The organism is Acinetobacter sp. 778_lipA, assembly GCF_058242985.1.
This window is the reverse complement of the sequence record NZ_JBZAYT010000001.1, coordinates 682,104-704,373: the sequence shown is the minus strand read 5'-3', so window position 1 is coordinate 704,373 and position 22,270 is coordinate 682,104. Positions and strand designations below refer to the sequence as shown.

Annotated in this window: 19 protein-coding genes; 4 read left to right on the top strand and 15 right to left on the bottom strand. The window is 40.0% G+C overall.

Translation table 11 applies throughout. The features are described from left to right. The first annotated feature begins 356 nt into the window (after positions 1–356). Entirely contained in the window at positions 357–4,046 is a 3,690-nt protein-coding gene (gene metH, locus AC4CUY_RS03305; protein ID WP_490773665.1) for a methionine synthase, read from the top strand. A gap of 189 nt (positions 4,047–4,235) precedes the next feature. Here metH and AC4CUY_RS03300 read toward each other — a convergent pair whose 3' ends face one another. The 5 genes from AC4CUY_RS03300 to AC4CUY_RS03280 all read right to left on the bottom strand — a co-directional run bounded on the left by AC4CUY_RS03300 (position 4,236) and on the right by AC4CUY_RS03280 (position 8,866). Beyond that, positions 4,236–4,574: an endonuclease domain-containing protein gene (locus tag AC4CUY_RS03300; RefSeq protein ID WP_419359210.1), complete on the bottom strand. Its 339-nt coding sequence runs from the start codon at positions 4,572–4,574 to the stop codon at positions 4,236–4,238. A 305-nt stretch (positions 4,575–4,879) separates the two neighbouring features. After that, complete coding sequence (locus AC4CUY_RS03295) at positions 4,880–5,173, bottom strand: cold-shock protein (protein WP_004819352.1); 294 nt, start codon at positions 5,171–5,173, stop codon at positions 4,880–4,882. 144 nt (positions 5,174–5,317) lie between these two features. Then, entirely contained in the window at positions 5,318–6,844 is a 1,527-nt protein-coding gene (locus tag AC4CUY_RS03290; protein ID WP_419327558.1) for a DHA2 family efflux MFS transporter permease subunit, read from the bottom strand. Between the two features lie 6 nt (positions 6,845–6,850). Then, positions 6,851–8,008 (bottom strand): HlyD family secretion protein, encoded by a 1,158-nt coding sequence (locus tag AC4CUY_RS03285; RefSeq protein ID WP_004819348.1) that lies wholly within the window; start codon positions 8,006–8,008, stop codon positions 6,851–6,853. A 324-nt stretch (positions 8,009–8,332) separates the two neighbouring features. Then, on the bottom strand, positions 8,333–8,866 hold the full coding sequence (locus AC4CUY_RS03280) for a thioesterase family protein (protein ID WP_419327557.1): 534 nt from the start codon (positions 8,864–8,866) through the stop codon (positions 8,333–8,335). Positions 8,867–8,965: 99 nt separating this feature from the next. Here AC4CUY_RS03280 and hemB point away from each other — a divergent pair, with 99 nt between their 5' ends. Next, on the top strand, positions 8,966–9,979 hold the full coding sequence (gene hemB / locus AC4CUY_RS03275) for a porphobilinogen synthase (protein ID WP_171500326.1): 1,014 nt from the start codon (positions 8,966–8,968) through the stop codon (positions 9,977–9,979). 158 nt (positions 9,980–10,137) lie between these two features. Further along, the gene (thiO, locus tag AC4CUY_RS03270; protein WP_419327556.1) at positions 10,138–11,259 is read left to right on the top strand and encodes a glycine oxidase ThiO; all 1,122 of its coding nucleotides are present in this window, start codon (positions 10,138–10,140) and stop codon (positions 11,257–11,259) included. Positions 11,260–11,372: 113 nt separating this feature from the next. Here the strand turns inward: thiO and AC4CUY_RS03265 are convergent, their stop codons facing one another. Next, complete coding sequence (locus tag AC4CUY_RS03265) at positions 11,373–12,134, bottom strand: ferredoxin--NADP reductase (RefSeq protein ID WP_419359191.1); 762 nt, start codon at positions 12,132–12,134, stop codon at positions 11,373–11,375. An 82-nt stretch (positions 12,135–12,216) separates the two neighbouring features. On the opposite strand from AC4CUY_RS03265, the gene gigC reads away from it, so the two are divergent. Continuing rightward, entirely contained in the window at positions 12,217–13,098 is an 882-nt protein-coding gene (gene gigC / locus AC4CUY_RS03260) for a LysR family transcriptional regulator GigC (protein WP_336952945.1), read from the top strand. A gap of 48 nt (positions 13,099–13,146) precedes the next feature. On the opposite strand, the gene AC4CUY_RS03255 is transcribed toward gigC, so the two are convergent. The 9 genes from AC4CUY_RS03255 to nuoI form a co-directional block, all read right to left on the bottom strand. Then, a complete protein-coding gene (locus tag AC4CUY_RS03255) occupies positions 13,147–13,887 on the bottom strand; it encodes an excalibur calcium-binding domain-containing protein (protein ID WP_336952946.1) in 741 nt (246 codons plus the stop codon). Between the two features lie 57 nt (positions 13,888–13,944). Then, positions 13,945–15,018 (bottom strand): hypothetical protein, encoded by a 1,074-nt coding sequence (locus AC4CUY_RS03250; RefSeq protein ID WP_419819572.1) that lies wholly within the window; start codon positions 15,016–15,018, stop codon positions 13,945–13,947. A gap of 61 nt (positions 15,019–15,079) precedes the next feature. Next, on the bottom strand, positions 15,080–15,715 hold the full coding sequence (upp, locus tag AC4CUY_RS03245; protein WP_004722821.1) for a uracil phosphoribosyltransferase: 636 nt from the start codon (positions 15,713–15,715) through the stop codon (positions 15,080–15,082). Positions 15,716–15,836: 121 nt separating this feature from the next. Beyond that, positions 15,837–17,393 carry an NADH-quinone oxidoreductase subunit NuoN gene (gene nuoN, locus AC4CUY_RS03240; RefSeq protein WP_490773664.1) on the bottom strand — a complete coding sequence of 519 codons (1,557 nt, stop codon included), beginning with the start codon at positions 17,391–17,393 and terminating at the stop codon, positions 15,837–15,839. A gap of 2 nt (positions 17,394–17,395) precedes the next feature. Further along, the gene (gene nuoM / locus AC4CUY_RS03235; protein ID WP_419820731.1) at positions 17,396–19,000 is read right to left on the bottom strand and encodes an NADH-quinone oxidoreductase subunit M; all 1,605 of its coding nucleotides are present in this window, start codon (positions 18,998–19,000) and stop codon (positions 17,396–17,398) included. A 7-nt stretch (positions 19,001–19,007) separates the two neighbouring features. Then, positions 19,008–20,897, bottom strand: a complete 1,890-nt coding sequence (nuoL, locus tag AC4CUY_RS03230) for an NADH-quinone oxidoreductase subunit L (RefSeq protein WP_336952950.1) — start codon at positions 20,895–20,897, stop codon at positions 19,008–19,010. After that, complete coding sequence (nuoK, locus tag AC4CUY_RS03225; protein ID WP_004722831.1) at positions 20,894–21,202, bottom strand: NADH-quinone oxidoreductase subunit NuoK; 309 nt, start codon at positions 21,200–21,202, stop codon at positions 20,894–20,896. The genes nuoL and nuoK overlap by 4 nt, the downstream gene beginning before the upstream one ends. Continuing rightward, positions 21,202–21,720, bottom strand: a complete 519-nt coding sequence (gene nuoJ / locus AC4CUY_RS03220; RefSeq protein WP_336952992.1) for an NADH-quinone oxidoreductase subunit J — start codon at positions 21,718–21,720, stop codon at positions 21,202–21,204. Before nuoJ ends, nuoK begins: the two co-directional genes overlap by 1 nt. Then, on the bottom strand, positions 21,720–22,262 hold the full coding sequence (nuoI, locus tag AC4CUY_RS03215) for an NADH-quinone oxidoreductase subunit NuoI (RefSeq protein WP_004722835.1): 543 nt from the start codon (positions 22,260–22,262) through the stop codon (positions 21,720–21,722). The genes nuoJ and nuoI overlap by 1 nt, the downstream gene beginning before the upstream one ends. Positions 22,263–22,270: the final 8 nt, after the last annotated feature.

Below are 22,270 nucleotides of genomic sequence, written 5' to 3'. Positions count from 1 at the left end.
ATTGCCCTACACTAAAAAAGTATCCTATATCTTCAACGAATCGTCTTAAATTAAATGTGCCAGACCAATAAATAGATCATCTGAACAATATCCCACACATTTTAAAAACCTTGCGCTAACACGCCGATCAATCATTTACTTTTCAATCGATACATAAAATGATTACGAACAAAACCTAGTATATTGTAAATACCAATGATATAAAAAGATCAAAAAGAAACCTAACCCAATGATTTTTTATAATTTTACAGATCAAAAATCTATAATCAGGAAGTACATCAAGACTGGTACCTTGAAAGTCTACATTCTGATAACATATCGGCTATTTTTAAAATCCGATTTTATTGAGAGTTTTAATGTCCACGCTTACCACGTTAAAAGAGCTTCTTGCCCAACGCATCCTAATTATTGATGGTGCGATGGGAACTATGATCCAACGCCATAAACTGGAAGAAGCTGATTATCGTGGTGAGCGTTTTGCTGATTGGGCATCTGACTTAAAAGGTAACAATGACCTTTTAGTGTTAACTCAACCCCAAATTATTCAAGGCATCCATGAAGCTTACCTAGATGCTGGTGCTGACATTATTGAAACCAATAGCTTTAACGGTACACGTGTTTCAATGTCTGACTATCACATGGAAGATTTAGTCCATGAGATCAACTTTGAAGCAGCCCGACTTGCCAAAGCTGCTTGTGAAAAATACTCAACCCCTGACAAACCACGTTTTGTTGCTGGAGTATTGGGGCCTACATCACGTACCTGCTCGATCTCACCGAATGTGAATGATCCAGCGTTTCGCAACATTACCTTTGATGAACTCAAAGAAAATTATATTGAAGCCACACATGCTTTAATTGAAGGTGGTGCAGACATCCTTCTCATTGAAACTGTGTTTGATACTTTAAACTGTAAAGCAGCAATTTTTGCGGTAAAAGAAGTCTTTAAACAACTTGGCTGTGAATTACCGCTGATGATTTCAGGCACAATTACGGATGCTTCTGGTCGTACCTTAACAGGACAAACTGCAGAAGCATTTTGGAACTCTGTTCGTCACGGCGATTTATTGTCAATTGGATTTAACTGCGCCTTAGGTGCAGATGCCATGCGTCCACATGTCAAAACTGTATCAGATGTTGCGGATGTTTTTGTTTCAGCGCATCCAAACGCTGGCTTACCAAACGCATTTGGTGGCTATGATGAAACACCAGAAGAAACAGCTGCCTTCTTAAAAGAATTTGCTGAAAGTGGCTTAATCAATATCACTGGTGGATGTTGTGGTACCACACCTGACCATATTCGTGCCATTTATAATGCGGTCAAAGACATCCCACCGCGTAAAATTCCAGACATCAAACCTGCATGTCGCCTGAGTGGTTTAGAGCCATTTAATATTTATGACGACTCATTGTTTGTCAATGTTGGTGAACGTACCAATGTCACTGGTTCTAAAAAATTCCTCCGTTTAATCCGTGAAGAAAACTTTGCAGAAGCACTCGATGTTGCATTACAACAAGTAGTTTCAGGCGCACAAATCATTGACATCAATATGGATGAAGGAATGCTCGATTCGCAAAACGCGATGGTACATTTCTTAAATCTGGTTGCATCTGAGCCTGAAATCTCTAAAGTACCAATCATGATTGACTCCTCTAAATGGGAAATCATTGAAGCAGGTCTAAAATGTGTACAAGGTAAACCTGTTGTTAACTCCATTTCCTTAAAAGAAGGTTATGATGAGTTTGTCCATAAAGCACGTTTGTGTCGCCAATATGGTGCAGCTGTCATTGTGATGGCATTTGATGAAACAGGTCAGGCAGATACTGCCGCACGTAAACGTGAAATCTGTAAGCGCTCTTATGATGTGTTGGTCAATGAAGTTGGTTTTCCTGCGGAAGACATTATTTTTGATCCGAACGTTTTTGCTGTTGCAACGGGGATTGAAGAACACAATAACTATGCTGTGGACTTTATTGAAGCAACCGGCTGGATTAAACAAAACTTACCACATGCCATGATTTCTGGTGGTGTGTCTAACGTGTCGTTCTCTTTCCGTGGCAATGAACCTGTCCGTGAAGCCATTCACTCTGTATTCCTTTACTATGCCATCAAACAAGGCATGACCATGGGAATTGTCAATGCGGGTCAAATGGCCATCTATGATGATATTCCTAAGGAGCTGAAAGCCGCTGTTGAAGATGTCATTCTCAACCAGAATCAAGGTGACAGCGGTCAAGATGCAACAGAAAAATTGCTTGAAGTTGCTGAACAGTACCGTGGTCAAAGTGCTGCCCAAAAACAGGTTGAAAACCTTGAATGGCGTAATGAACCTGTTGAAAAGCGTCTTGAATATGCATTGGTCAAAGGGATTACCAGCTTTATCGATGAAGATACTGAAGAAGCCCGCTTAAAGTCCAAACGTCCACTTGATGTGATTGAAGGTCCATTGATGGACGGTATGAATGTGGTCGGTGACTTATTCGGCTCAGGTAAAATGTTCTTACCTCAAGTGGTTAAATCTGCACGGGTGATGAAACAAGCTGTAGCATGGTTAAACCCGTACATTGAAGCCGAAAAAACAGGCAGCCAATCCAAAGGTAAAGTGTTGATGGCGACTGTAAAAGGCGATGTACACGATATTGGTAAAAACATTGTTGGTGTTGTACTGGGGTGTAATGGTTATGACATTGTTGACCTTGGTGTCATGGTGTCTTGCGAGAAAATTTTACAGACTGCAATTGATGAAAAAGTCGATATTATCGGCTTATCAGGTTTGATTACCCCATCGCTTGATGAAATGGTGTTTGTTGCAAAAGAAATGCAGCGCAAGGGTTTTAAAATTCCACTGTTGATTGGTGGCGCAACTACATCGAAAGCACACACTGCAGTAAAAATTGATCCTCAATACTCAAATGATGCAGTGATCTATGTTGCCGATGCTTCTCGTGCGGTGGGTGTTGCAACCACCCTGTTGTCTCCCGAAATGAAGCCTAAATTTGTGGATGAACATCGTGCTGAATATGAAAAAGTACGTGAACGTATTGCCAACAAGCAACCGAAAGCAGCTAAATTGTCGTATACAGAATCCATTGAAAATGGTCTAAAAATTGACTTTGCCGCCAATCCACCAGTAAAACCTAACTTTATTGGTTTGCAAACCTTAACCCATTACCCTCTTGATACGTTAGTAGAATATTTTGACTGGACGCCATTCTTTATTTCTTGGAGTTTGGCGGGTAAATTCCCGAAAATTTTACAAGATGACGTGGTCGGTGAAGCTGCGACTGATTTGTATAATCAAGCTCAAGCGATGCTCAAAGACATTATTGACAATAAGCGTTTCGATGCGCGTGCCGTTTTTGGGATTTATCCTGCAAACCGTTCAGCCGCAGACTCTGTTGAGGTCTTTAATGAAGATGGTCAATCTGTAACCCATACCTTCCATCATATTCGTCAGCAATCAGATAAAGTTACAGGTAAACCTAATTTGTCTTTGGCTGATTTTGTTGCAACCAAAGCACAAGCCGAAGACTACTTGGGTGGTTTTACCGTTTCAATTTTTGGTGCGGAAGAAATGGCGCATGAGTACAAAGCCAAAGGTGATGATTATTCTGCCATTCTTGCTCAGTCCTTAGGTGACCGTTTTGCTGAAGCATTTGCTGAACATTTGCATGAGCGTATTCGTAAAGAGTTCTGGGGCTATCAAGCCGATGAGCAACTGTCGAATGAAGAATTAATTAAAGAAAAGTATGTCGGTATTCGCCCTGCACCGGGCTACCCAGCTTGTCCTGAGCATTCTGAAAAAGCATCTTTGTTTGATTGGTTAGGCACCACGGATAAGATTGGTACGCAATTGACCAGCAGTTTTGCAATGTGGCCACCATCAAGTGTCAGTGGTTTCTACTATGCCAACCCACAGTCTGAATACTTTAACGTGGGTAAAATTGCGTTGGATCAGCTAGAAGATTATGCAAAGCGTAAGAATTGGACTTTGGATGAAGCCAAACGTTGGTTAGCACCGAATTTGGATGATTCGATTGCTTAGATTTATTTAAATCTCCCCTAACCCCTCTTTTCAAAGAGGGGAACTGCACGTCTCGATTGAATTACGTGAAAGCTCGTCCCTGAACAAGTTTAAAGTATTACTTTAAAACGAAGTTCAAGAAGGAGGGAATAGCTCGAATCGAAGACCATCATCCAATTCACGGCAGGTCCCCCTTTATCAAAGGGAGATTTAGGGGGATTCCAAATGCTGACTCGCCACATCAAAAACCTTCGAAATCCCCCTATCAATTTCCAGCAAAATTTTTCCATTATCAAATCTTAAAATAACTAAGCCTTGCTGAGTCAATGCTTCATCACGGATACGATCAGCTTCTAAACCCTCATCCGTATAATGCTGCCCACCATCGCATTCAATCACCAAATTTATAGCAGGACAGTAAAAATCGACGATGTAATTTAAAATCGGTTTCTGACGATAAAACTGTAAACCTAAAATTTGCTTGTGTCGTAACTTTAACCAAAGCAATAATTCTGCATCCGTCATATTATTCCTAAGATCACGAGACAGTTATTTTAAGTTTTTGTTATCGGGTTGCATTGCTGTTCTTCTTTTTAAATTTATTTAATCTTTTCCAATTGCCCGTTCTTACACTTCATTTTCAGCAAGCAATATTGCAAATCCAATACCATCATAAAATTCGCAACATTCCCCTCTTCAAAAAAGAGGGAAACTGCGATTTTAGCAGCACAAAGGAATATTTTTATATTAAAAAACCAATTCCCTCATACAAAATCCCGTCAATTAAAGGGATTTATCTAAAAAAACTACGATCCAATAACCCCCCAAAAAAAAATGGCCTGAATCTATACCTATTACTTTCTAAAATTAGACAACAAATTATTGGTAATCGACTTATTATTTTCAACGATTCTGGTCTTTTTGGCCTTTGCTGATTGATCTTCAACGCGTTCAATTTTGGTTGCTTTTAACTTGCCGTTATTTTCAACAACGATAAATTTAACTCTTTCATTTCGCTTTGGCTCACCCTCTGCAAGCGGAAAATCCGAAATATGAAAGAAAATATCTTGTTCAAGTCCACCAATAAAGCCAAAGCCTCTATCGGCATCGTATTGTTTAATTTTTCCTTGTTGGAATTCAGGCTTCATACATATTACTCATCGCGGTACACAATCGCTGTATTATACCCTGATCTTGATCAATAGATAAAATAGCAAAAAATAGTCTTGCTTCATCCTAATTGCAGCGATAAAAAAGCCCACTTTTCAGCAGGCTTCTATACAACTTGAGTTCTAATGCGCATGTCCTGCGCCGACATTCCCTTTCGGTTTTGGACATAACCAAATAATCAATCCTGCGAAAATAAAAATCATCGCAAAAATTAAAAACACATGATTAACCGAAAGCGTTAAAGCCTCTTTATCGACCAAATTTGAAATGGTACCCAACGCCATTTCAGGACTAAAGCCACTGTTGACCAAGTTACGTTGAGTTTCCTCAACATGCATAGTCGACACGATTTCACTACGTGCCAGCTTGGTATGATCATCCCAAATGGTCACCGCAATAGATGCACCAATAGCCCCTGCCATAGTTCGCATAAAGTTCATCAAACCTGCAGCAGAAGCCACTTCATCTGGACGTACCACACCTAAAGCAATATTAGACAGTGGGATAAAGAAGAACGGTACCGCGAAACCTTGAATAATCTGTGGTAACGCCAGCGCCATAAAGTCAGCATCACTGGTCCAAAATGAACGCATTAATGTAACGCCACCTAAAATCATCAGACCAAAACTCGACAAGGCTCTGGGGTCGTATTTAGTCGCAAGTTTGGCAACCACTGGCGACATCATCAAACTACCAAAGCCCATCGTCGCAGTCAGATAACCTGCCCAAGATGCGGTATAGCCCAAGTTAATCTGTAACCATTGTGGAATGAGCACAATACTGCCAAAGAATGCTGCAAAGGCAAAAGCCAATGAGATTGTTGCTATAGTAAAACCACGGTATCGGAAAATTTGTATATTGACGATAGGATGTTTTTCATAATATTCCCAGATGAAAAAGGCGATAAATCCAACTACCAAAATCACAGCCAAAATACAAATAAAGCTGTTATTAAACCAATCTCGCTCATGCCCCAAATCGAGCATTAACTGTAATGCGCCAATCCAAATGATCAGCAGCGTTAAGCCAATGGTATCAATCGGGAGTTTAGCAATCGGTGTTTCAGCAACTTTTAATAGACGCATCACCCCAACAGCACAGATCACACCCACTGGAATATTGATAAAGAAAATCCAATGCCATGACCAGTTATCACTGATCGTACCGCCTAAAATAGGACCTAGAATCGGTCCAACAACGGTCGTCATTGCCCACATCCCCATTGCTTGAGAATGCTTTTCGGGTGGGAAAATACGCATCAACAAAGTTTGACTGAGTGGCATGATTGGACCACCAAATAAACCCTGTCCGATCCGGCAGATCACTAACATCGCCAAGCTATTGGATAAGCCACAAAGAATTGAAAATGTGGTAAAGCCAATCAGACTGATGGTAAATACCCGAACAGCACCAAAACGTCCTGCGAGCCACCCCGTTAAAGGTACACAGATGGCTTCAGCAACAGCATAGGAAGTAATCACCCAAGTCCCTTGAGAACTTGATACTGCTAAACTTCCAGTAATATGAGGCACAGAAACATTGGCAATGGTCATATCCAGTACGACCATAAAATTGGCAAGTGCTAAAAAGAAGGCGGCAAGAAGTAAACGCCCACCTTTAAGCTCACTTTGAAACGTTGCTGTATTCATAAGTGATTACTTCGCTGAAGAGGTATCAACCTCAGCATTCATGGATAAACCCACACGTAATGGATGCTCAGCCAACTCTTTAGGATCGAGTTTGATACGTACAGGTAGACGTTGAACCACTTTAATCCAGTTACCTGTCGCATTTTGTGCAGGAATCAACGCAAATGCTGAACCTGTACCACCAGAAAAGCCGATCACCGTACCGTGATACTCTACTTTCTTCCCATAGAGGTCTGAAGTGAGGGTTGCCTTCTGACCAACTTTCACGTTTTGCAACTGACTTTCTTTAAAGTTTGCATCCACATAAAGTTCAGCCAAAGGAACCACTTTCATCAGACTTGTCCCTGGTGCAATACGCTGACCGACTTGAATACTACGGCGGGCAATCACACCATCTAACGGCGCTTTAATTTCTGTACGTTGTAAATCTAAAAGTGCTTGATCAAGTTTGGCTTGAGCCACCAATACATCAGGGGTTGAACTTTGTGAGGTACCCCGAATTAAAGCTTCATTGGCATCTAAATTACTTTGTGCAGCTTTACGTTTAGATTCCGTTTGCGCCAATGCTGCTTTTGCCACATCGACATTTGCTTTGGCATTGTTTAAAGCACTTTGTGCTTTGCTAAATTCTTCTTTAGAAATTGCACCTGTCGCGCTTAACTGCTGACGGCGTGCAAACTCTTGTTGTGCTTGTTGATACGCCACATCGGCTTGTGCCACTTGTGCTTTAGCACTGTTAATATCATCTGCACTGACTAAAATCTGTGAGGACAATGAACTGCTATTTGCCGAGCTTTGCGTATATTGACGCTTGGCTTTGGTCAACGCTGCTTCAGCTTCTGCAACAGCGATTTTTGCATCACGATTATCAATAATTGCAAGCACATCGCCTTTTTTCACTTGTTGAGTATCACTGACCAAAACCTCAGCAACTTGTCCGCTGACCATCGAAGTGATTTCAGCAGTTTCAGCACCGACATAGGCATTGTCTGTTTCAACAATATTGCCAAAAATAAAAGCCCAGATTGCATATAGAATTGCAGCTACAACAACAATAATGGCAAAAATCTTCAGCATTTTTTTACGTTTTTGTTTGGCTTCCAAATCCGCTTGCGCTTGATTTTCATCATTTGGAGAGGCATTCGTCGTTTGCGCGTCAGTCATCGCATGTTCCTAGCTTACTTGGACTTGTCAAAACATCTTTGCATTTTGGAGATATAAACTGAAAAACTGCTTAATCATATCTATATGACATTGCTTGATGGTTGAATAAGTCAACTTCTTAAAATTGTGGTGCTCAATTTTACAGGTAAAAATCATATTATGAGAATAAAAATATTACTCTATAGTTTATCTTTATAAAATAGGATGATCTTATTGATATTCATATTTTTTTGAAAAAAAAAAGCCAACAAAATATCTATTTTGCTGGCTTATATTGACACAAAGAATACAAAAGTGTACTGATTAGTACACTTTTCAGCTTAATCAATAAGCATAAGAAGCAATAGCTGTCGCAATCGCCTTACCTTCATTGTTGAGCATGGTCATACGCATGGTGCAACCTTTACGCCCCATTCTCAAGGTTTCAGCTTTGGCAATAAAGTATTCACCGCGCCCAGGTGCAAGATAATCCACACGCATATCAACTGTCGCTAAACGAGAAACTTTCTTTAACGTGTCTGGCAATTGATCTGGCTCTGCACGTTTATATAGCTCCCCCATTGCCACAATTCCACCAATACTATCCAGCAATGTCGCGGCCACACCACCATGTAAAATTTGAAATGCGACATTGCCAATCAAATACGGTTTCATTTCGATGTAGCCTTCAATCTCATCATTGACAACACGCATTTGCATATTGTTATGTGAAAAATAAGGCGAACCATTAAACGCTTTAGTGAGTTGGTTAAGCACCACATTTAGATCTGCTTTCGCGCCTAAATGTAAATTACCAGTCCACTTTTTTTGCGATTCGCTAGGCGCAGAATCAATTTTAGAAGAATCACTCATCATCATTTCGAAACCAATATTGAGAAAAATTTTCAGCTTTTTCCCAAAAAATATATGAAAGGGCTACAATATATGCCTAGTTTAATACTGAACATCGAGATTGTTATGACTTATACGTTCAATCGTCCTGCTTTTCCAGCTACACGTATGCGCCGTATCCGTAAAAACGATAAGCTTCGAGCAATGGTAAGAGAGACTCAACTCACAGCAGATCATCTCATTTATCCAGTATTTGTGCTTCCGGGACAAAACCAAAGCCAAGATGTACCAAGTATGCCAAATGTTCAACGATTGTCAGCAGACTTATTGTTGAAAAAAGCAGAAACACTATTAGAACTTGGTGTATCAAAACTTGCCTTATTCCCCGTTACACCACAACAAGACAAAAGTTTAACAGCAGAAGCAGCGTGGCATGAAGACGGTTTAGTTCAAAATACTTTACGTTTGCTAAAAAAAGAATTGCCTGAGATGGTGCTCATCACGGATGGTGCATTAGATCCTTATACCACCCATGGTCAGGACGGTATTATTGACAATACAGGTTATGTGTTAAATGATGAAACAGTCCAATGCCTGATCAAACAAGCCTTAAGCCATGCTGAAGCAGGTGCAGATGTGATCGCGCCAAGTGACATGATGGACGGCCGTATTGGTGCAATCCGCCAAGCTTTAGAAAGTAACGATTTTATTTATACCAGTATCATGGCGTACTCTGCAAAATATGCGTCTAGTTTCTACGGTCCTTTCCGCGATGCAGTTGGCTCATCATCCAACCTAAAAGGTGGTAATAAGTATAACTACCAAATGGATGTCGGTAATCGTGCTGAAGCACTGCATGAAATCGCCCTCGATATTCAAGAAGGCGCAGACATGGTGATTGTTAAACCAGGTATGCCATATTTGGATGTGGTACGTGAAGTTAAAGATACCTTTGGTGTCCCAACCTTTGTTTATCAAGTCAGTGGTGAATATGCCATGCTTGCTGCAGCCATCCAAAATGGCTGGTTATCAGAAAGCGTGATCATGGAATCATTGATGTGCTTCCGTCGTGCAGGTGCAGATGGTATTTGGACCTATTATGCAGAAGATGCAGCACGTCAATTAAAAGAGATGAAGTAAAAAATTCCTCCCTTACTGAATTCATGGTTCCTTACCTTTTAGAAAGGGAAGTGTCCATTACTGATTCGGTCGTGGAAGGAAAGTCCCCTCTTTCAAAAGATAAGCAGTATTGCTTTTGTAGGTGGGGATTAAAATTCTAAATTGGTACAGAATACACAATGCATATCGCCATTATCGGTGCAGGAGTAAGTGGCTTACTCAGCGCGCTTGAACTTGTTGAACAAGGTTGCACCATCACTCTGTTCGATCAACAACATGCTGGACATGCTGCTTCATGGGCGGGTGGCGGTATTTTGTCACCCATGTATCCATGGAGATATCCAAATGAAGTCAATCATCTGGCACAACATGGCAAACAACTTTACCAACAATGGAATGAGAAACTACAGCCTAAAACAGGGATAGACTTTCAAATCCATGAAACTGGAATGCTAATTTTTGACGAAGCAGATTTTGAGCTTGGACTCGGTTATAAAGACCAACATCAAGAACCGATGCAGCATTGTGAATACCTGCAAAGAGAGCAGCTTGAAACCATCAACCCACATATTTCAGCACAATTTCAACATGCAATTTATTTTCCACATTTAGCCAATGTTAGAAATCCAAGACTTCTTAAATCACTGATCAGCTATCTCAAACAACACCCTCAAGTTGAAGTGTATGAAAATACATGGATCGAAAAATTTAATATTCAAAATCAAAAAATTCAGTCTGTTGAAAGTACCAATGGGCGACGTTTTTTCGCAGATCAATTTGTGATTACCACAGGCGCATGGTCAAATTGCTGGGCAGAACAATTACAGCTTTCGATCCCAGTAGAGCCAGTTCAAGGACAAATGATGTTATTTAAAACCCCTGAAAACTGGCTACCCACCATGTGTATGAACAATGTCATGTATTTGATCCCACGCCTAGATGGTCATATCGTATGTGGTTCAAGCATGGACAATATCGGGTTTGATAAGCGTCCAAATGTACAAACACAGCAAAATATTTATAAAGCCTGTATCGAGATGGTCCCTGAATTGACAAACTTCCCTATTGTTAAGCAATGGGCAGGATTACGTCCAAGTTCACCGACAGGCATTCCATATATAGGAAAAATGCCTAAACTGAACAATTTATGGGCAAATTTTGGACATTACCGTAATGGCTTATGTATGGGGCCTGCTTCTGCACAGTTATTAAGACAATTGATGCTCAATCAAGATACACATGTTGATTCAACAGCTTATTCAACCGAGCGATTAACTGCATATACACCTCTCACTCAGTAATCATCTTTTAGCTAAAAAGTGTTAGGTTCTGGCATGAAACAATCAAAGAGAAGACGCTTAGCCACTTCTCTCATCGAAAACGATTGATAAAATTGCTGATGCCGACAAGTGATTTACCAATAATTCTCTACAGCAATATTACCTTCACCCCGACGATTCATCGTTAAACCACGGGATTTTAATGCGGCTTTGGTGTCATCCACCATTTGTGGGTTTCCACATAGCATGACATGAGTGGTATCTGCATTGAATTTTAAATCAGCGGCTTTTTCCAATTCACCATTTTCAATCAAAATTGGTAAGCGATCATGCAAGGTGGCATTGGGATCACGCGTAACAATCGGGATAAATTTAAAACCTGTATGTCCCTCCCCAAAAAGCTGGGCAATCTCTTGGATCCGATCGACATAAGCCAATTCAGATTCAGTTCTTACGCTATACACCAAGTTGATTTTTTCGTACTTTGACCAAGTTTCAAAATCTTGTAGCATCGAAATAAAAGGCGCTAAACCTGTGCCCGTTGCCAACAACCACAAATCTTTAGGCAACGGCAATTGATAACGTGCTAAAGTTAAGAATCCATAGGGGATTTTTTCCAAATAAAGCTCATCACCGACTTGTAAATGTTGTAAATTGGAGGTAAATGCACCATCAGGAACAACGATTGAAAAAAATTCGAGTGTTTCATCAAACGGGGATGAAACCACGGAATATGCCCTTACCACCAATTCATCACCCACTTTTAAACCAATGCGAGCAAATTGCCCAGCGGTAAACTTAAAATGAGCAGGTCGAGTCATGGTGAAACTGAAAAGTGTATTGGTCCAACGCTGAACAGACAAAACCTTTTCTATGCTAAATTTTTCAATTGACATGATTTCTTCGTGGCATGAAACATAGTCCTCATGGTAGCATGACTATATAATCTATGAATATTAAAATGTTAAGGCTCTACTTATGCGAATGACTTTACGCCAGTTGGCGGTTTTTGTTGCTGTCGCTCAAGAAGGCACCGTGACTAAAGCAAGTGATGCGGTTCGGTTGACTCAAAGTGCGGCAAGTATGGCTTTGGCAGATTTAGAAGATGGGCTGGGAGCCCCCCTTTTCGATCGTCTTGGTAAGCGCTTACAGCTCAATGATCTTGGTCGCTTCTTACTTCCCCAAGCTTTAGAAATTTTAGGCCGCTGTGAAGCTTTTGAACAAGCAGCCAAAGGCGAATTACAAAGTATTGATTTACGCATTGGTGCAACACTGACTATCAGTGATTATTTAATGCCCGACTTAATGGCAAACTTTTTACAAGTTCAACCTCAAGCACATTTGCAACTCCAAGTTGGCAATACCCGCCAAATGATTGAAGCCGTCAACCAATTCCAACTGGATTTAGCATTGATTGAAGGTTCATGCTTCTTACCACAACTTCAATGTATTCACTGGCGAGATGACGAACTTGCGGTATGTTGTTCACCTAATCATCCACTTGCAAATTTACATCGTGAATTAAAACAGTCTGACTTTCAACATGTTGAATGGATTTTGCGTGAAGAAGGTTCTGGCACACGTGAAGTTTTTGACAATGCCATTCTAAAAGACCTAGAAGATGCCAATATCCGCTTAACTTTGGGTCATAATGAAGCGATTTTAAAAATTGTCGCAGGTGGTTTAGGAATGTCATGTATTTCTAAATTAGCCATTCAGCCTTTGCTGGACAAAGGGCAATTGGTAATTTTAAAGACTCCTTTTTGGCAACTTGCACGTCCTTTGTACATGCTTGTACATCGTCAAAAGTACCAAGGTCCTGGTTTAAGAGCCTTCTTAAAATTCTGTGAACACGGATAAAACTAAAGCTCCTCTTGGAGCTTTTATATAATTTTTAGCTTAATAAAGTTATTTACCAAATTGTCTTTCGCATGGCTGACCATCATGATCGCCATCCATTTGCGTATTAGGACAATTTTTAATAAAAAATACAGCTTCATCATAGGATGTCATTTGACTGCAATGTGTCCGCCCATCACATTGATAAGGCGATTTTACCATTGATGATGTCGCTACAGTTGCGTTAGATTGCACTGTTACCTGAGCATGTTCAGTCCTTACTAGGTTATGATCACCATTTATTAAAGCATTTTGCGATTTTTCACTAAACTTTACTGGTTTGACATAACCAATTTCTTTGCGTTGTTGCTCAATAATTTGTTGCTGCTGGTGTTCTAACAAGGTAAGTTTATTATGCTGTTCATCCTGATAGGTTTGGTATTGATTCCATGTCGCAAAACTAAAATAAACGAAGCCAAAAACAATCACTAAAATTACCACAGACATAAAACCAAATTTCTGTCCTTCACTTTTACTTCGTCTTAATATATTTTTTTGCTTATCAATATTGATGTTTTTATTTTTTAATTCATTACTCATCGCTACATCCAAACGAATCATTTGATGTGCTTTTAATGTTCCTTGCTCATTGATAATTACATACTTTATAGTTTCCCCTTTTTTCGGTTGACCACCTAGTTTTGGAAAATCAGCGATGTAGAATACGACAGATTGCGCTGAATTATGATCCAATAAAAGTCCGTAACCTTTATCATGATGATATTCAATGATTTGCCCCAAATAAAACATAAAACTTCTCTTTTAAAATAAGTTTGAACCACAATAAATTCAACTCGTTTCAGATGTTTAGTGTGAATATGCCTTGCGTTTTTGCTGTTTAATCTTGTCCTTTTGTTGTTGTTGATATTGTTGAAATCTCATTTCAGTTTCGATTTTGTACTGCTTATAACGATCTCTTGCATACATTACAGAACTTACCCCAATGAATATCACTACAGCAACGGTCACCACCCAAGGATTCAATGCTAGACGTTTTTCAAGTCTAATTTTCTTTATAGGCTGTTTGCGTTTTGAGTATAAAAATTTAACTTTTAACTTTTGAATTAAACTTTGGATCGCAGTTAAACGCATATTTTTTTCAAGCAACTGCTGATTCATTTGCCTATCAAAATATAAATCTTGTTCTTTAAAACATTGCCCCTCTACCAACATCTCTACAGGCTTAACCAACTCTTGTTTCTTAGAGTCCCCTGCAATTTCAATATTTTGATACGCCTCTCCCAAATCAAAAAGCATAACCTCACAAATTCCTTCAGTGGTTTTAATGTTATTAACTGTATGAATTTCGTCTTCGGATTCAGTATTTTGGATAACTTTAATAGAAAGGTCAACTTGTGTTTGCGCTACAGGCTCAATTTGATTGTTTTGGTATAAATTTATGCTACCTTCTTCTATCATAGGATTACTAATTAGAGTTTGTATGGGCTCGACAAAGATTACTTGTTGCTCCTCTACAACTAAGTCAATAGCTGGAATAGCTTCTACTGAAACCAATTGCTCTGTTTGAGTTTGTGTTTTGATAATAGCTAAATCGTTATCAGCTACCAGCCTTCTCTTTTTAAGCGCTTTTCGAATAGTTCTAATTTGTTCATAGCCATTTTCTGAATGGAGACGCGTAATAGGTAACTTATTTTGATCGTTCTCATAATTTTTATAATCAAACCGCACAATAAATTTAGCTAAGGTTGCACCATATTGTTCTAAAACAACACACTTAATCCGCTCGCCAATTTGAGGAAGAATGGATTGATTTGAAAAATCTTCTAATTTAAAAACAACTTGTTGATGATTATCATTTAATTCAATTAGACCTTGCCCTAAATCATTATCGAAAAAGGTTACTGTCCCTTTTCTGAACATTTTTTATTCTCTTATAATTAAAAAAGGAGGCCCCTATAGCCTCCTTTGATCATACTAAATTTTAATCTTTTTGCACACTGCCAAAAATTTTATCACCAGCATCTCCTAGACCTGGCACGATATATCCCTGTTCATTTAAACCTTGATCAATTGAAGCAGTAAAAATCGTCACATCTGGGTGAGCTGCTTCCACACGTTTAATGCCTTCAGGTGCTGCAACTAACACCATAACACGGATATCTTTACAACCACTTGCTTTCAACACGTCAATCGCAGCAACCAAAGATGAACCAGTTGCCAACATCGGGTCAATAATCATAGCTAAACGATTTTGTACATCTGGAACCAATTTTTTATAATAAGTACGTGCTTCCAAGGTTTCTTCATCCCGTTCTAAACCGAGAACTGAAACTTTTGCACTTGGAATAAGATTTAAAAAACCTTCTAACATGCCAATACCAGCACGTAAAATCGGCACTACAGTGATTTTTTTACCCGCAATTCTGTCCACTGTGACTTTACCGTTCCAACCATCAATTTCGTGATCACACACAGGTAAATCTTTGGTTGCTTCATAAGTTAAAAGCATAGTTACTTCTTGAGCAAGTTCACGGAAATTCTTAGTACTAATGTCAGCACGGCGTAATAAACCTAATTTATGACGAATAAGTGGATGACGAATTTCTTGAATAGACACGGGAGGACACCTAAAAGGATAAAAGTAAATTTCCATTATTATAAATGTTTTTTATATCTGAGATAAGAAAAGCCCTCAATGAATGAAGGCTTTTTTTGTTAATAGCAGGATTTTATTGCGATTAGTGTTGCTGGCTCATCAAGAAATGTAAAGGAGATAAAATTTCTGATTTCAACGCCAAGCTGATGATTGGATCTGGATAAACACCAATGATCAATACCAAAGCAGCAGCACCGAGCACCATAAGACCACCCACTTTTTGTCCCCAGTGATTAACAGCATCAATACGAGGATTATCTGGTGGCGTCATATACATCACGATCATCACACGTAAGTAGTAATACAAACCAATACCACTACCCACCACTACCATAGCAGCCAAGAACCAATGTTCTGTGGTTACAGCAGCAATCACCACCATAAACTTACCAATGAAACCAGCGGTTAATGGAATCCCTGCAAGAGAAAGCATCATCACTGTTAATGTCGCAGTCAGTACTGGACGACGCCAGAATAAACCACGGTAATCCGCAAGAGACTCAGCTTCATCAACATTGTTATATGGGCTCGACATTAACGCGACAGCACCAAAAGCACCAATCGTAGTTAAGGTATAAGTCACCACATAGACGCTTACGCTGCCTAAACTTGCATAACCTAAACTAATCAAAGCAATCAATAAATAACCAAAATGGGCGATTGATGAATAACCTAAAATTCGTTTTAAGTTGACTTGGCGTAATGCAAGGAAGTTCCCGACTAAAATCGAAAGCACAGCGATCACTGTTAATACAGTCACGATAGACGGTACAAGAATGAAACCTGAACTTAAAATAAAGCGTACTAATAAACCAATCGTTGCGACTTTAGCAACAGTTGCAAGATAAGTAGCGATTGGCGCAGGCGCACCTTGATAAACATCTGGTGTCCATTTATGAAATGGCGCCAATGATAATTTAAACGCAATCGCAATCACGATTAATCCTGAACCCAACAAAATCATTGGTTGAGCAAGGAAACCTTTTAACTGTTCAATAAAGTCAGCCAAAGATGCAATTTGTTGCACTTGTGCTAACTGATTTCCATACAAACCTGGGAAGTCAGTAAATGACAATGTACCTGTATAAGCATAAACGTATGCCATACCCATCAACAAAATTGCTGAAGCGGTTGCAGAAAGTACCAAATACTTTACGCCAGCTTCTAGCGATTTTCCACGCTGATGCGTATATGCCAATAAGCCATACACAGGAATTGACAAAAGCTCCAAACTAATAAAGAACGACGCATAGTGAGAACTTGCCACCATTAACATTGCCCCTGTTACAGAGATCAACATCAAGATATAAAGCTCTTCACGATTATCTTTATAAGTTTCAATATAAGCGTGAGATAACGTACAGCATGCGAGTGCAGCAACTACTGCAATAAATTGATAAAACAATGTAAATGGATCAACCACAAACATGTTCATTACATTTGATGGTGCAAATGAACCACCAAACATCATGAATAAAATATCAATTGCAGCAAGGTTTAAACCCACCACCGATGCAGTTGCAATCAAATTATGATTACGCTTGATCGAGGTTAGGATCATCACCACTACAGCGGTTAAAGCAACAATAAAAACTGGTGCTAAAGGCATGAGACCCGAAAATGACATAGTGAAGTTCATGACTATTGGATCTCCACATTTTGTTGAGATACGACTTGTTGTGCCGCATCAACAACTTCTTGAACTGGAATATAGCTATTTGATAACCACGCCATACTTGAGTGAGAAATATCAAGGAAGCTTTGTGGATATACACCTAACCATAATAAGCCAAATGCACAGATCAATAGAATTACTGTTTCACGTACATTCAAGTCTTTTAATGGACTTTCATAATGCTTTTTCTGTTCTTCATTTGGCGTACCAAATAAAGCTTTGTGGATCAGAATCAAGCCATAAAGACCAGCAAAGACCAAGCTAATAGCAGCAATGATGGTAAATGTAGGGAACTTAGCGAATGAACCCATCAAGATCAGGAATTCACCAATAAAGTTACCTAAACCTGGAATGCCCACAAGTGCAGAGACAAAGAACATCAAGAAGAATGGTAAATACTGGAATTGACCACGAATACCACCCATCAAACGTAAGTCACGGGTATGTAAGCGTTCATACACTTGACCACACATAATGAACAATGCAGCAGATGACAAGCCATGTGCCAACATCATGATCATTAAGCCTTGGAATGTCAGAATATTACCGGCATAAAGTGCAAGTAATACGAAACCCATATGCGAAATAGAAGTATAAGCAAGCAGGCGTTTCATATCTGTTTGCTGGAAAGCACACCAAGCGCCGTAGAAAATACCAATCAAACCTAAAATAATCGCAATATCGGCAAATTGTGCAGATGCTGCTGGGAAGAATGGCAATACAAAGCGCAATAAACCGTACGCAGCAGTTTTAATCAAGATCCCCGCTAAGTCTACAGAACCTGCTGTAGGTGCTTGTGCATGGGCATCTGGTAACCAACCGTGTAATGGGAATACTGGCAACTTGACTGCAAAACCAATAAAGAAACAGATCATCAACGCATAGGCAATATGTGGTGCCTGAGCATCTAAAGTATTTGCAACAGCAAGTAAGTAGTTATAGTCGAAGCTAATCGTACCTGACATCTGAGAACCATAGACCACTAAGCCTAAGATACCGATGAGCATGATTAAGCCAGCGACTTGGGTGTAGATAAAGAACTTGGTTGCAGCATAAACACGTGATTTACCGTCTGCGCCTTTATGACCCCAAAGTGCGATCAAGAAGTAGATAGGGACCAGCATCATCTCCCAGAAGAAGAAGAACAAGAACATATCAATTGCAAGGAAAACCCCGATTACCCCACCCAAAGACCATAAAAGGTTTAAATGGAAGAAGCCGACATTCTTTTGAATTTCACCCCATGAACAGCCCACTGCAAGTACACCCAGTAATGCAGTCAAGCCCACCATCAGCAATGAAAGACCATCTACAGCCAAATGAATGTTAATACCGAGTGATTTAATCCAAGGTAAATAAAATTCTGCTGCCCAAGTTGGAGCCTTCGCCCCCAACTCATAGCTAAAGCCACCTTGTTTCCACAAAATCAGTGTTAAGCCCAATGTAACGAGCATACCGACTAATGCGATATAACGTGGCAAATGTTTATCAAGTTTATCGACCAACCAACACACGAAACCTGCAATAAAAGGTACAAGAATCAGTGCGGGTAAAATCCAATTGTTTGTGATTTCCATCTTATTTCCCCACTACCTGAATCACGATCAAGATCATCAGCAATACCACCACACCGAGTGACATACTTGATGCATATTCACGTAATGAACCTGTTTGACGGGTACTTGTAAATTTATTTCCACTATTTACGATTGCAGGTAATAACAGCCATAAACCATCAACTGGGTCACGACCTAAAATTTTCGCAATGAGTAAATAAGGTTGAACAAATACAAGGTTGTATAAAGAATCGAAACCAAATGCATTACGGCAGATATTTGCAAGTCCAGCACCAAATGAAGTGGCTGCAAAACCTTGCACCGCTTTATAAGCGAAAGCAAATAACACCACACCTACAGCTAAACCGACCAATGCGATACCGACTGCAAGGTGTTCTGCACCATGCATCCCTTCTTCAATCGCTTGAGAAACTTCAAATGCTGGGATATGTGCTGCATTTAAAATGTTCATCACTGGCGCTTTTAAGAAGTAAGCCAAACCTGTTGAAAGAACAGCCAAGATACCTAAAGGCGCCCAATACGTTGCACCTTTGATTTCGTGATAATGTGTTTTTTCTTCACCAAAGAATACAACCCAAATTAAACGGAATGTATAAATCGAAGTTAAGAATGCACCCGCAACACCCACCCAATACAATGAGTTATACAATGCGACAGATTGACCTTGCGCCCAAACAGCACCCAAGATTGCATCTTTTGAGAAGAAGCCGATCGTAATAAATGGAATTGCAGCAAGTGCACCACCACCAATCGCGAAGCAAGCAAATAAGAATTTGTTTTTGTAGAACAAGCCACCCATTTTAAAGATGTTTTGTTCATGATGGTAAGCCAAGATCACTGCACCCGAGGACAAGAACAATAATGCCTTAAAGAATGCATGTGCAAGCATATGGAACAGACCTGCTTGATACGCTTCTGCACCCACAGCCATAAACATATAACCGAGCTGACTCATGGTAGAGTAAGCCAGAATACGTTTGATATCTGTTTGAACCAAAGCCGCAAAGCCAGCAACCAACAATGTTACAGCACCTGTAATCGAAATGAACTGCATCACTTCTGGTGTCATTTCAAATACAGAGAACATACGGCAACATAAGTAGATACCAGCGGTAACCATTGTTGCAGCATGGATCAATGCAGATACTGGTGTCGGACCAGCCATTGCATCTGCCAACCATGTTTGTAATGGGATTTGCGCAGATTTACCAGCTGCACCCAAGAACAACATCAATGACGTGATCAATGCCAAGTTATGATCAAGTGCCAGAACTTGTGAAGCATTGGCAACAATCGTGCCGATGTGTAAAGTACCAAATTGTTGGTAAAGCAAGAACAATGCGATCAGTAAGAATACATCACCAACACGCGTTACTGTAAATGCTTTAATTGCCGCAAAACCATTTGCAGGGTTTTGGTAGTAATAACCAATCAACAGGTAAGAACATAGACCTACGCCTTCCCAACCTAAGAATAACAACGCTAAGTTGTCACCCAATACAAGCACCAACATGCTTGCAACGAATAAGTTGAAGTATGAGAAGAAACGTGCGAAGTCTTCTTCACCACGCATGTACCAAGTTGCAAAGATGTGAATCAGGAAACCTACACCTGTCACCATGCCCATCATTAATAATGACAAGCCGTCAAGATGCAAACTTACACCCGGTGCAAAACCGCCTACATTGAACCAAGTCCATAAATGCTGTGCTTGCGCAACTGAACCCTGCTTAACAAAGTCCATGCCTGCAATCAATGCAAATAAAGCAGAAAGGCCAACAGAACCCGCACCAATAATTGCTGCTACATTTTCAGGAAGTTTATTACGTCCTGCCGCTAAAAGTGCAAAGCCAATCAGCGGAAATAAAATCGTTAAATATAAATAACTCATCCGCGCATCTCACTAGCAGCATCTACATCCAGATGATGGAAGCGATGATAGAACTGGAGGACGATCGCTAGACCGATACAAGCCTCTGCCGCAGCAAGTGTGAGGATCAAAATAAACATAATTTGACCATCAGGTTGTGCCCATGCACTTCCTGCCACAACGAATGCCAATGCTGCTGCATTCATCATGATCTCAAGGCTCATTAACATAAATAATAGGTTGCGTCGCACCATTACACCGTAAAAACCCAGTGCAAAAAGGATAGTTGCGACGATCAAACCATGTTCTAAAGGAATGTTGCCCATTACTGTTTATCCTCTGCTGCACTCGGTTCACGTTTGCCTAAGTGGAATGCTGCAACCAATGCTGCAAGCAATAACATTGCGGCAACTTCAACCAATAATAAATAGTGGGTAAAGAGTGCTTGACCAATTGCTTTAGGTCCAATCACTTGAGTTCCAAGTACTGCACCAGATTGCGTGTAGTCTGAACCTAATACCCAAACCAAACATAAGCCGATTAAGAAGCTCATGAGTGCTGGATAAGCCCAAGCATCTGAAGTCAACCATTTACGCTCTTGATCAACTGTATGTTGACCAAGGTTGAGCATCATTACTACGAATACGAACAACACCATGATCGCACCCGCATAAACAATCACTTCAAGTGCAGCTGCAAATGGTGCACCAATGATTAAGAAGATCCCTGCAACAGCAAGTAAAGAAACGATCAAACTTAATAAAGCATGTACTGGATTGGTGTTGGTCACAACACGAATCGTCGAAACAATGGCCACAAGAGCCATTAAATAAAATGGCCACATCATGGTAATAAGCTCCGTACATCTACAGGCGCACTTTCACGTTGCGCTTGACCTTTTTCTTTACCATCAATTGCCATACCACTTACACGGTAGAAATTGTAGTCTGGGTATTTACCTGGTCCTGAAATGAGTAAGTTTTCTTTCTCATAAACAAGATCCTGACGGACATATTCGCCTAACTCAAAATCTGGTGTTAACTGAATGGCAGTTGTTGGACATGCTTCTTCACACATACCGCAGAAAATGCAACGTGAGAAGTTAATGCGGAAAAATTCTGGATACCAACGTCCATCATCTTTTTCAGCTTTCTGCAATGAAATACAACCAACAGGACATGCAACCGCACATAAGTTACACGCAACACAACGCTCTTCACCGTCTGGGTCACGTGTTAATACGATACGACCACGATAGCGTGGAGGTACGATTTGTTCGGCTGGCACTTCTGGATATAAAATCGTATCGCGTTTGCGTGTGACATGGCTAAACACCATCCACAACGAACGAACAATTGATCCTACGCCAGCTAGAATTTTATACATTTTGTACT

Coding starts and splice junctions, on each gene's coding strand:
- hemB (WP_171500326.1), top strand. CDS start 8,966: ATGACTTATACGTTCAATCGTCCTGCTTTTCCAGCTACACGTATGCGC.
- AC4CUY_RS03265 (WP_419359191.1), bottom strand. CDS start 12,134: ATGTCAATTGAAAAATTTAGCATAGAAAAGGTTTTGTCTGTTCAGCGT.
- nuoI (WP_004722835.1), bottom strand. CDS start 22,262: ATGTATAAAATTCTAGCTGGCGTAGGATCAATTGTTCGTTCGTTGTGG.
- nuoL (WP_336952950.1), bottom strand. CDS start 20,897: ATGAGTTATTTATATTTAACGATTTTATTTCCGCTGATTGGCTTTGCA.
- gigC (WP_336952945.1), top strand. CDS start 12,217: ATGCGAATGACTTTACGCCAGTTGGCGGTTTTTGTTGCTGTCGCTCAA.
- nuoK (WP_004722831.1), bottom strand. CDS start 21,202: ATGGGCAACATTCCTTTAGAACATGGTTTGATCGTCGCAACTATCCTT.
- AC4CUY_RS03285 (WP_004819348.1), bottom strand. CDS start 8,008: ATGACTGACGCGCAAACGACGAATGCCTCTCCAAATGATGAAAATCAA.
- AC4CUY_RS03250 (WP_419819572.1), bottom strand. CDS start 15,018: ATGTTCAGAAAAGGGACAGTAACCTTTTTCGATAATGATTTAGGGCAA.
- nuoN (WP_490773664.1), bottom strand. CDS start 17,393: ATGAACTTCACTATGTCATTTTCGGGTCTCATGCCTTTAGCACCAGTT.
- metH (WP_490773665.1), top strand. CDS start 357: ATGTCCACGCTTACCACGTTAAAAGAGCTTCTTGCCCAACGCATCCTA.
- nuoJ (WP_336952992.1), bottom strand. CDS start 21,720: ATGTGGCCATTTTATTTAATGGCTCTTGTGGCCATTGTTTCGACGATT.
- thiO (WP_419327556.1), top strand. CDS start 10,138: ATGCATATCGCCATTATCGGTGCAGGAGTAAGTGGCTTACTCAGCGCG.
- AC4CUY_RS03290 (WP_419327558.1), bottom strand. CDS start 6,844: ATGAATACAGCAACGTTTCAAAGTGAGCTTAAAGGTGGGCGTTTACTT.
- AC4CUY_RS03255 (WP_336952946.1), bottom strand. CDS start 13,887: ATGTTTTATTTGGGGCAAATCATTGAATATCATCATGATAAAGGTTAC.
- AC4CUY_RS03280 (WP_419327557.1), bottom strand. CDS start 8,866: ATGATGATGAGTGATTCTTCTAAAATTGATTCTGCGCCTAGCGAATCG.
- AC4CUY_RS03295 (WP_004819352.1), bottom strand. CDS start 5,173: ATGAAGCCTGAATTCCAACAAGGAAAAATTAAACAATACGATGCCGAT.